This window comes from Nocardioides sp. P5_C9_2, assembly GCF_054049555.1.
This window is the reverse complement of the sequence record NZ_JBFUMD010000102.1, coordinates 1-9,449: the sequence shown is the minus strand read 5'-3', so window position 1 is coordinate 9,449 and position 9,449 is coordinate 1. Positions and strand designations below refer to the sequence as shown.

At 69.1% G+C, this 9,449-nt stretch carries 9 protein-coding genes and 1 tRNA gene; 2 read left to right on the top strand and 8 right to left on the bottom strand.

Features of this window, described 5'->3' with window-relative positions; translation table 11 throughout:
• The 6 genes from ACXJKL_RS07435 to ACXJKL_RS07410 form a co-directional block, all read right to left on the bottom strand.
• Positions 1 to 371: ABC transporter ATP-binding protein (locus tag ACXJKL_RS07435; RefSeq protein ID WP_457206422.1), on the bottom strand; the 371-nt coding region annotated here is incomplete at its 3' end.
• Positions 355 to 1,257, bottom strand: a complete 903-nt coding sequence (locus ACXJKL_RS07430) for an ABC transporter ATP-binding protein (RefSeq protein WP_457206421.1) — start codon at positions 1,255 to 1,257, stop codon at positions 355 to 357. The genes ACXJKL_RS07435 and ACXJKL_RS07430, both read right to left, overlap by 17 nt.
• A complete protein-coding gene (locus ACXJKL_RS07425; RefSeq protein WP_457206420.1) occupies positions 1,250 to 2,437 on the bottom strand; it encodes a branched-chain amino acid ABC transporter permease in 1,188 nt (395 codons plus the stop codon). Before ACXJKL_RS07425 ends, ACXJKL_RS07430 begins: the two co-directional genes overlap by 8 nt.
• Complete coding sequence (locus tag ACXJKL_RS07420) at positions 2,434 to 3,399, bottom strand: branched-chain amino acid ABC transporter permease (protein WP_457206419.1); 966 nt, start codon at positions 3,397 to 3,399, stop codon at positions 2,434 to 2,436. The genes ACXJKL_RS07425 and ACXJKL_RS07420 overlap by 4 nt, the downstream gene beginning before the upstream one ends.
• Positions 3,400 to 3,499: 100 nt before the next feature.
• On the bottom strand, positions 3,500 to 4,648 hold the full coding sequence (locus tag ACXJKL_RS07415) for a branched-chain amino acid ABC transporter substrate-binding protein (RefSeq protein WP_457206418.1): 1,149 nt from the start codon (positions 4,646 to 4,648) through the stop codon (positions 3,500 to 3,502).
• A gap of 193 nt (positions 4,649 to 4,841) precedes the next feature.
• Positions 4,842 to 5,459, bottom strand: a complete 618-nt coding sequence (locus ACXJKL_RS07410; RefSeq protein WP_457206417.1) for an ANTAR domain-containing response regulator — start codon at positions 5,457 to 5,459, stop codon at positions 4,842 to 4,844.
• Positions 5,460 to 5,498: 39 nt separating this feature from the next.
• Between ACXJKL_RS07410 and ACXJKL_RS07405 the strand changes: the two genes are divergently transcribed.
• Together ACXJKL_RS07405 and ACXJKL_RS07400 are read left to right on the top strand one after the other, a co-directional pair.
• Positions 5,499 to 5,571: transfer RNA gene (locus ACXJKL_RS07405), tRNA-Leu, on the top strand.
• A gap of 38 nt (positions 5,572 to 5,609) precedes the next feature.
• Positions 5,610 to 6,335 (top strand): transcriptional regulator, encoded by a 726-nt coding sequence (locus ACXJKL_RS07400; protein WP_457206416.1) that lies wholly within the window; start codon positions 5,610 to 5,612, stop codon positions 6,333 to 6,335.
• Positions 6,336 to 6,576: 241 nt separating this feature from the next.
• Here the strand turns inward: ACXJKL_RS07400 and pyk are convergent, their stop codons facing one another.
• Positions 6,577 to 8,025: a pyruvate kinase gene (gene pyk, locus ACXJKL_RS07395; protein ID WP_457206415.1), complete on the bottom strand. Its 1,449-nt coding sequence runs from the start codon at positions 8,023 to 8,025 to the stop codon at positions 6,577 to 6,579.
• Positions 8,026 to 8,091: 66 nt separating this feature from the next.
• Positions 8,092 to 9,449, bottom strand: a 1,358-nt coding sequence (locus ACXJKL_RS07390; protein ID WP_457206414.1) for a glutamate synthase subunit beta, incomplete at its 5' end; no start/stop codon positions are given.

The window sequence follows — 9,449 nt, the reverse complement described above, 5'->3', positions numbered from 1 at the left end:
CGCGGGAACAGTCCGAAGACACGCTCGAAGTCCTCTGCGATGCCCGCCTTGTCCTTGCGCGCGTAGGCGCCCATGTCGAGGTTCTCGGTCACCGTCATGCCGGGGAACACGCCGCGTCCCTCGGGGGTGAGGCACAGCCCCTTGCGCATCCGTTGGTCGGCGCGCAGCTTGGTGACGTCCTCACCGTCGAAGACGATGGACCCCGAGTGCAGGCCGCGAACACCGGAGATCGCCCGCATGGTCGACGTCTTGCCCGCGCCGTTGGCGCCGATCAGGGCGACGACCTCGCCCTCGGCGACCTCGAGGCTGATGCCGTGCAGGGCCTCGATCTTTCCGTAGTTGAGGACGACGTCCTCAAGCTTGAGCAGCATCGTCCGGCTCTCCTAGGTAGGCAGCGATGACCTTCGGGTTGCGGGCCACCTCGGCAGGGATTCCCTCGGCGATCTTCTGGCCGAACTCGAGCACCACGAGCCGGTCGGTGACGCCCATGACCAGCTTCATGTCGTGCTCGATGAGGAGCACGGTGAGGCCACGGTCGCGGATCTTGCGGATCAGGTTCATCAGGTCGGCCTTCTCGGCCGGGTTGAACCCGGCGGCCGGCTCGTCGAGGCAGAGCAGCTTGGGCTCGGTGGCCAGGGCCCGGGCGATCTCCAGGCGACGCTGGTAGCCGTAGGGCAGGTTGCGTGCCAGCTCGTGGGCCCGGTCGGCGATGCCGACGAAGCGCAGCATCTCCATCGACTTCCGGCGACCGGCCCTCTCCTCCAGGGCGTGCCGGCTGATGCCGAACACCTTGGCGAACCCCGCCTTGACCGCATTGTCCGGGAGCTCGTGCGGCTTGGGCCGCACCCGGGCCAGGCGGAACAGCGCGCCGGGCACGCTGGTCTTGTGCCGGGCGTCGGCGCCGACCATGACGTTCTCCATGGCCGTCATCTCGGGGAACAGCCGGATGTTCTGGAACGTACGAGCGATGCCCAGGGCGTTGATGCGGTGCGGCTTGCCGCCGCTGATCTTCGCCCCGTCGAACCGGATCTCCCCCGAGGTCGGGGTGTAGACGCCGGTCATGACGTTGAAGCACGTCGTCTTGCCGGCGCCGTTCGGGCCGATGAGACCCAGGATCTCGCCGCGGCGGATCTCGAAGGCCACCTCGTTGAGGGCCACGACACCGCCGAAGCGCAGCGTCACGTCGTCGACCACCAGCAGGGCCTCACCGGAGGAACCGGTCGCCGGGGTCGGGCTCTCCATCGTCTGCTCAGACATCGGTGGCAGCCTCCTCGGCCTCGTTCTTGCGGTCGGCGAACTCGCGGGCTCGTCTGCGGCTCGGGATCAGGCCCTGCGGTCGCAGGATCATCACCGCGACCATCGCCACCCCGAACGCGAACGGGCGCCAGTCCTGGAACTCGCGGAACCGCTCGGGCAGGTAGGTGATGAGGAACGCTCCCAGCATCGCGCCCACCATGTTGCCCGAGCCGCCGATGACGACCATGGCCACGAACAGGAAGGACAGGTTGAGCGCGAAGCCGGTCGGCTCGACGTACGCCTGCTTGCTGGCGAAGAGCAGTCCGGCGATGGCACCGACCGCGGCGCCGATGGCGAAGGCCCACAGCTTGAACTTGAACGCGTTGACACCCATGACGGCGGCGGCGTCCTCGTCCTCGCGGATGGCCAGCCAGCCACGCCCGACCCGGCTGTCCTCCAGCCGGCGGACCAGGAAGATCAGCACGATCAGCACCGACAGGCCCAGCCAGTACCAGTGGGCCGTCTCGATCGCGGAGAAGAAGTTCTCGCTCGGCTCCGGCGGGGACGGGACGCCGATGATGCCGGCCGAGCCGTTGGTCACGCTGGTGACGTTGCGGGACAGGATGCGGATGATCTCGCCGAATCCCATGGTGACGATGGCGAGGTAGTCGCCGCGCAGCCGCAGGGTCGGGGCGCCCAGGAGCACGCCGGAGGCCAGGGCGAGCGCGATGGCGATGGGCACGCACGCGACGAACGGGACCGCCCAGCCCTCGGAGAGCCCGAACCGCTCGGCGATCATCTTGGTCACCGGCGACGACGGCGACCCGAACAGCGCCACCGAGTAGGCGCCGATCGCGTAGAACCCGATGTAGCCGAGGTCGAGCAGCCCCGCCAGGCCGATCACGACGTTGAGCCCGATCGCCACGATCATGTAGGTCACGATCAGGAACAGCACGCCGCCCCAGTCCGAACCACCCGAGGTGAGGTCGGTGCGGATGTAGGCGAACGGCAGGATGTTGAGGAACGGCAGGTAGAAGGCGAACGTGATCCCGATCAGGACGATCGGCATGCGCACCCACAGGGGCGCCCGGGAGTAGCGCTCGGCGATGTTGAGGCGCGGCAGCCCGAACGCACCGGTGGCGCGACTGCTCGTGGACTGATCCGCGGTGGTGTCCGGGGTGGGTTCGTTGAGGTCACTCATGCGCGTGCCTTTCCGAGCGATTCACCCAGGAGTCCTGTCGGGCGGAACATCAGCACGAGGACGAGCACGATGAATGCCGTGACGTCGGCCCAGTTGGAGCTGAAGACGGCGGAGGCGTAGACCTCCACGATCCCGAGCAGCAGGCCTCCGACGAGGGCACCACGCAGGTTGCCGATGCCACCGAGCACGGCGGCGGTGAATGCCTTGATGCCGATGATGAAGCCGATGTCGAACTTCGTGATGTCGAAGTTGATGGTGAACAACAGTCCGGCGACCCCGGCCATCGCGCCACCCAGGATGAAGACGAGCATGATGACGCGGTCCTGGTTGACGCCCATGAGGGCGGCGGTGTCGGGATCCTGCGCGACCGCGCGCACCCCGCGGCCGAGGCGGCTCTTGTTCACGAACATGTCGAGCGCGACCATCATCAGCACGGCGCCCAGGATGATGAAGACCTGGACGTTGGTGATCCGCACGTCGCCGATGGTCAGCAGGGTGTGCGTCTGGATCGGCGAGGGCACGTTGACCGGGGCACGGCCGAACGGAGCGCCGAAGAGGACCTTGAGGACGTGGCCGAAGATCTCGACCAGCACCAGCGAGCAGCCGATCGCCGTGATGAGGAAGATGAGGGGTGGCGCGTTCTTCTTGCGCAGCGGCCGGTAGGCGATCCGCTCCACGGCCAGGGCCACGCTCGCCGAGCAGACGGCGGCCGCCACGAGCGCGGCCAGGGTGGCGAAGATGACCATCGGCATGGCCGACTCGCTGTCCGCCCCGAGGACGGTGTAGACGCCGAGCACCGTCCAGGTGCCGACCATGAAGACCTCGGAGTGCGCGAAGTTGATGAGGCGCAGCACGCCGTACACCATGGTGTAACCGAGGGCGACCAGGGCGTAGATCGAGCCTCTGGTCAGACCGTCCAGGGTGTTCCCACCCAGATTGTCGATCAATGCGTTGAAGTCCATGTACCTCTCCCAGGGGGACCTGCTGCGACGTCACCGTCCGGTCAGCCGACGAGGCGGCCGAGCATTGCGCCCGACCGCCCCGTTGGTCATGCGTGTCGCATCAGCTGAGCGAGATCTCCTGGTCGGGGACCAGCTGGCCGTCGACCACCTTGTAGGCCCAGATCACGACGTTCTCCACGGCGATGTCGCCGTTCTCGTCGAACTTGAGCTGCTTGGTCAGGCCCTCGGCGTCGTAGTCGTCGACGAAGCTCTCGACCTCTTCGCGGGTGCGCGCACCGTCGGCGAACGCGTCCAGGAAGATGGTCATCGCGTCGAAGCCCTCGGCCGCGTAGGCGCCGGGAGCGGCACCGGTCTCGCCCTCGAAGTCGTCGGCGAAGGTGCCGTCCTCGATCGGGACACACGGGCAGGTGATGATCGCGCCCTCACCGGCGGCGCCGGCAGCCTTGCCGAAGTCGGCGCCGTACAGACCGTCGCCACCGACGAACGGGACCTCGATGCCGGCGTCACGCAGCTGCTTGAGCAGCGGCGCGGCCTCGGCGATGTAGCCGCCGTAGAAGATCGCGTCCGGCTTGGAGGCGTTGACCTTGGAGACGGTCGGGCTGAAGTCGGTCTGCGCGACCTGGGTCTTGTCGCTGGCGGTGACCAGGTCACCGAGCTCCGAGGAGACCTTGGCGGCCAGCGGCTCGCCGTAGGCGTCCGAGTTGTCGATGACGAAGACCTTCTTGGCGCCGATGACGTCGCTGAGGTACTTCGCGATCGCGGCACCCTGCACGTCGTCGTAGCCGACCACGCGGTGGAAGACCGGCGACGGGTCCTCCTGGGTGAGGTCGGTCGCGGTGGCGGACTGGCTGATCATCGTCAGACCGGCGTCGCCGTAGATGGCCTTGGTCGCGCGGGTCTCGCCGGAGAACGCGCCGCCGATGACACCGAGGAAGGTGTCGTCGGTCGCCATCTTGGTGGCGACYGGGGTGGCCTTGGCGGGGTCACCCTCGGTGTCGAACTCGACGAGCTCGATGTTGCAGTCCTCGTTCTCGGCGCTCCACTGCTTCAGCGCGAGCTTGGCACCGTCGACGGACGGGAGAACGATGCTGGAGTTGGCGCCGGAGAGCGCGCCCATCACACCGATCTTGCCCTCGCAGGCACCGTCCTCGGAGGCGCTGCCGCCGGTGTCCGTGGTGCCACAGGCGGATGCCGTGACGGTCAGGGCGAGTGCGAGTGCACCCAGGCCCACTCGAGTGTTGATCCTCAAGGCGTTCTACCTCTCGTCAGGCCGCCGGCTCGACTACCGGTGGCACAGAGTTCAACGGAGAAAGGCCACCCGCACACCGAGTCGGAACTGCCCCTCCGGAGCGGAAAGGTACACCGCTGGGAGCCCCGCCGTAAGCACCTTGGCAGGCACGCCCCGAAACATGGCTAATCCGTTACCGAACCGTTTCGCGACCTCAGGAAGGTGTCGCGCTCCCCGGCCCGTGCTCGACAACTCCTTCGGCGACCTGGCGCATGGACAGGCGAAGATCCATCGCGGTCTTCTGGATCCACCGGAAGGCGTCCGGCTCGGCGAGGCCCAGCTGCGCCTGCAGGACGGCCTTGGCGCGTTCCACTGCCTTGCGGGTCGCCAGGGACTCCGACAGGTCTGCGACCTCGCGCTCCAGGACCGCGATCTCCGCGAACCGGCTGACCGCCATCTCGATGGCCGGCACCAGGTCGGTGCGGGAGAACGGCTTGACGAGGTACGCCATCGCCCCGGCGTCGCGCGCCCGCTCGACGAGGTCCCGCTGCGAGAACGCCGTCAGGATCACGACCGGGGCGATCCGTGCGCCGGCGATGTGCTCGGCCGCGGCGATCCCGTCGAGGACCGGCATCTTGACGTCGGTGATCACCAGGTCGGGGCGCRGCTCCTCGGCGAGCTCGATCGCCCGCTGGCCGTCGCCGGCCTGGCCGACGACCACGTAGCCCTCCTCCGCCAGCATCTCGGCCAGGTCCATGCGGATCAGGGCCTCGTCCTCGGCGATGACGACGCGGCGTACGGAGGTGGGGATKGAGTCGGCGGGCTGCGTCACGGCGGCAAGGCTAGTCCGCTACGGTTTGCTGGCCGAACCGCCCCGGTAGCCCAATGGCAGAGGCGATGCTCTCAAACAGCATTCAGTGTGAGTTCGAATCTCACCCGGGGCACTGACGTCGATGTCGGTGGCTGGCGGCACGGTGTTGCCATGTACGACGCACCCGCCCGCACGGCAGCCCTCGAGATGGTCGCCGCCGGCTCCGGCCTGAGCGCGGTCGCGCGGGCACTGGGCATCCGTCGCTCGACCGTCCGGGCCTGGCTCGCCGCGGGCGACGCCGTGTCCCACGAGTGCTTCAGGTGCAGTGTCCTGCACCCGGCCCGCGCCGATCGCTACGCGGTCCTGCTGGGCTTCTACCTCGGCGACGGATGCGTCTCAGAGTTCCGTCGTCGTACGACGCTGCGGATCTCGTGCGACGCCAGCTTCCCCGGCATCGTCGATGACGTGACCTCCACGATGGCGGCCATCCGTCTGGCCGGCGGCGTGTTCCATGTCCGGGCTCCCGGCGTCGTGGTGGTGGCGTCGAACTGGAAGCACTGGCAGTGCCTGTTCCCGCAGCACGGTCCGGGTCGCAAGCACGACCGGGACATCGTCCTGCAGGACTGGCAGCGCGACGTGGTCCTCGCCCACCCGGCGGGCTTCCTGCGCGGCCTCTTCCACTCCGACGGTTGCCGAACCAAGAACTGGGCCACGCGGGTGGTGGCCGGTGAGCGACGTCGCTACGACTACCCCGCTGGCAGTTCACCAACCGCTCCGAGGACATCCGCGACCTCTGCTGCTGGGCGCTGGACCTGGTCGAGGTCCCCTGGCGTCAGTCGGGCCGGTGGGTCATCTCGGTGTCCCGACGCGAGGCCGTGGCCCGGCTCGACGCGCTGATCGGTCCGAAGACGTGATCAGCATCGGCCCTCGACAGCGGTGAGCCAGCCACGTTTTCGGCTGAGTGACGGTGGCTCCGGCACCGGTCGCCCGGCGTGTCCCGAGGGCTCGCCGACAGGGGGGTGTGACAGCCACCATCCTCCCTCGAAAAAAGGTGGCTCACTCACCGCTCACCGGCGGTCGCGCGAGCCCCGGGTCGAGCCCGGCGACGCCCCAGACCGCTGCGGACGACCAGGACGCGTCAGCGAGGACGGCGGTACGCCGGCGCGACGCCGTTGATGGCGTCGCCCATCCGGTGGATGCGCAGCGCGTTGGTGGAGCCGGGGATGCCGGGGGGCGAGCCGGCGATGATGACGACCAGGTCACCCTCCTCCACGCGACCGATGGTCAGCAGCGCCTCGTCCACCTGGCGCACCATCTCGTCGGTGTGCTCGACCTCGGCACCCTGGAAGGTCTCCACACCCCAGGTCAGCGCGAGCTGCGAGCGCGTGCGCCCCTCGGGGGTGAACGCCAGGACCGGGATCGGCCCGCGGTAGCGCGAGAGCCTCTTGGCGGAGTCGCCGCTCACCGTGAAGGCGACGAGGAACTTGGCGCCCACCGCCTCGGCCACCTCCGCGGCCGCCTTGGCGATGATGCCGCCGCGGGTGTGCGGCTGCCAGTCGATCGAGCGCATGTGGTGCAGGCCGTGGTCCTCGGTCGACTCGATGATCCGGGCCATCGTCTCCACGGCGATGATGGGGAACTCCCCCACGCTCGTCTCACCGGAGAGCATCACGGCGTCGGCACCGTCGAGGACGGCGTTGGCGACGTCGCTGGCCTCCGCGCGGGTCGGGGCCGGCGAGCTGATCATCGACTCCAGCATCTGGGTCGCCACGATCACCGGCTTGGCGAAGCGGCGGGCCTGCTCGACGATCCGCTTCTGGTGGATCGGCACGTCCTCGAGCGGGCACTCCACCCCGAGGTCGCCGCGGGCCACCATGAGCCCGTCGAAGGCGTCCACGATCTCGTCGATGTTGTCGATCGCCTGCGGCTTCTCGATCTTGGCGATGACGGGGATGACGATCCCCTCCTCGCGCATGACCTTGCGCACGTCCTCGGCGTCGTCGGCGCTGCGCACGAAGCTCAGCGCGATGAAGTCGACGCCCAGGCGCAGCGCCCAGCGCAGGTCCTCGGTGTCCTTCTCCGACAGCGCCGGCACCGAGACCGCGACCCCGGGCAGGTTGATGCCCTTGTTGTTGCTGGCCTTGCCGCCGACGACGACCTCGGTGACCACGTCGGTCTCCGTGACGTCGACGACGCGCAGGCGCAGCTTGCCGTCGTCGATGAGGACCGGGTCGCCGACCTTCACGTCCCCGGGCAGCCCCTTGTACGTCGTCCCGCAGACGTCCACGTCGCCGGGGACGTCGCGCGTGGTGATGGTGAACCGCGCGCCCTTCTTGAGCTTGACCGGGCCGTCGGCGAAGGTCGCCAGCCGGATCTTGGGGCCCTGGAGGTCGGCGAAGATGCCGACCCCGTGACCCGTCTCGTCGCTCGCACGACGGACCAGGCGGTAGGCGACCTCGTGGTCGGCGTACTCGCCGTGGCTCATGTTCAGCCGGGCGACGTCCATGCCCGCATGGACCAGCTCACGGACACGCTCGGGGGTGGACACCGCTGGGCCGAGGGTGCAGACGATCTTGGCTCTACGCACACCCCGACCCTAGCGGATCTTTGATCGATCCWAAGGCCCCCGTCCGCCGATTGACGGACGCTCGCGTCACACGACGAGCGGACGGTCCGTCGGCTTGATCGGAGCCGGCAGCGTCGTCGAGCCGGTGAGCCACGTGTCCACGGCGGCCGCGGCGGCCCGACCCTCGGCGATCGCCCACACGATCAGCGACTGTCCACGGCCCACGTCCCCGGCCACGAACACGCCGTCCACGCTGGAGGCGTACGACGCGTCGCGGGCGACGTTGCCCCGCTGGTCGAGGTCCACGCCGAGCTGCTCGACGATCCCGGGCTGCTCCGGACCGGTGAAGCCCATCGCGAAGAGCACCAGCTGGGCGGGGATCTCGCGCTCGGTGCCCTCGATCGGCTGGAACGACGCGTCGACCTCGGTGAGCCGCAGGGCGGACACGTGGCCGTCGTCGTCGCCGAGGAACTCCTGCGTGGAGACGGCATACATCCGGTCCCCGCCCTCCTCGTGGGCCGAGGAGACCTTGAAGGTCATCGGGTAGGTCGGCCACGGTTGTCCGTCGGGACGGTCCTCCGGGGGCTGGGCCATGATCTCGAGCTGGGTGATGGAGCGGGCACCCTGGCGGATCGAGGTGCCGAGGCAGTCGGCACCGGTGTCGCCTCCGCCGATGATCACCACGTCCTTGCCGGTGGCGGTGATCTGGCCCTCGACCTCCTCGCCGAGCGCCACCCGGTTGGCCTGCGGGAGGAACTCCATGGCCTGGTGGATGCCGGCGAGGTCGCGCCCGGGCACGGGCAGGTCGCGGGCCTGGGTGGCGCCCATGGCGAGGACCACGGCGTCGTACCGCTCGGTGAGCTGCTCACCCGTGAGCGTGGCGCCGACGTCGACCCCGGCGCGGAAGACGGTGCCCTCACGACGCATCTGGTCCAGGCGCCGGTCGAGGTGCTTCTTCTCCATCTTGAACTCGGGGATGCCGTAGCGCAGCAGGCCGCCGACCTTGTCGGCGCGCTCGTAGACGGCGACCGTGTGGCCGGCCCGGGTCAGCTGCTGGGCCGCGGCGAGACCCGCGGGACCGGAGCCGATGACGGCGACGGTGCGGCCCGAGAGCCACTCCGGCGGCTGGGGCCGGACGGCGCCGGACTCCCAGGCGCGGTCGATGATCGAGACCTCGACGTTCTTGATCGTCACCGGGTCCTGGTTGATCCCCAGGACGCAGGCGGTCTCGCACGGCGCCGGGCACAGCCGACCGGTGAACTCCGGGAAGTTGTTGGTCGCGTGGAGGCGCTCGATCGCACCGTCCCAGTCGTCGCGCCACACCAGGTCGTTCCACTCCGGGATGATGTTGCCCAGCGGGCAGCCCTGGTGGCAGAACGCGATCCCGCAGTCCATGCAGCGGCTCGCCTGCGTGCCGATCATGGGCAGCAGGGCGCGGCCGATCC

Coding starts and splice junctions, on each gene's coding strand:
- ACXJKL_RS07430 (WP_457206421.1), bottom strand. CDS start 1,257: ATGTCTGAGCAGACGATGGAGAGCCCGACCCCGGCGACCGGTTCCTCC.
- ACXJKL_RS07425 (WP_457206420.1), bottom strand. CDS start 2,437: ATGAGTGACCTCAACGAACCCACCCCGGACACCACCGCGGATCAGTCC.
- ACXJKL_RS07420 (WP_457206419.1), bottom strand. CDS start 3,399: ATGGACTTCAACGCATTGATCGACAATCTGGGTGGGAACACCCTGGAC.
- ACXJKL_RS07400 (WP_457206416.1), top strand. CDS start 5,610: ATGTACGACGCACCCGCCCGCACGGCAGCCCTCGAGATGGTCGCCGCC.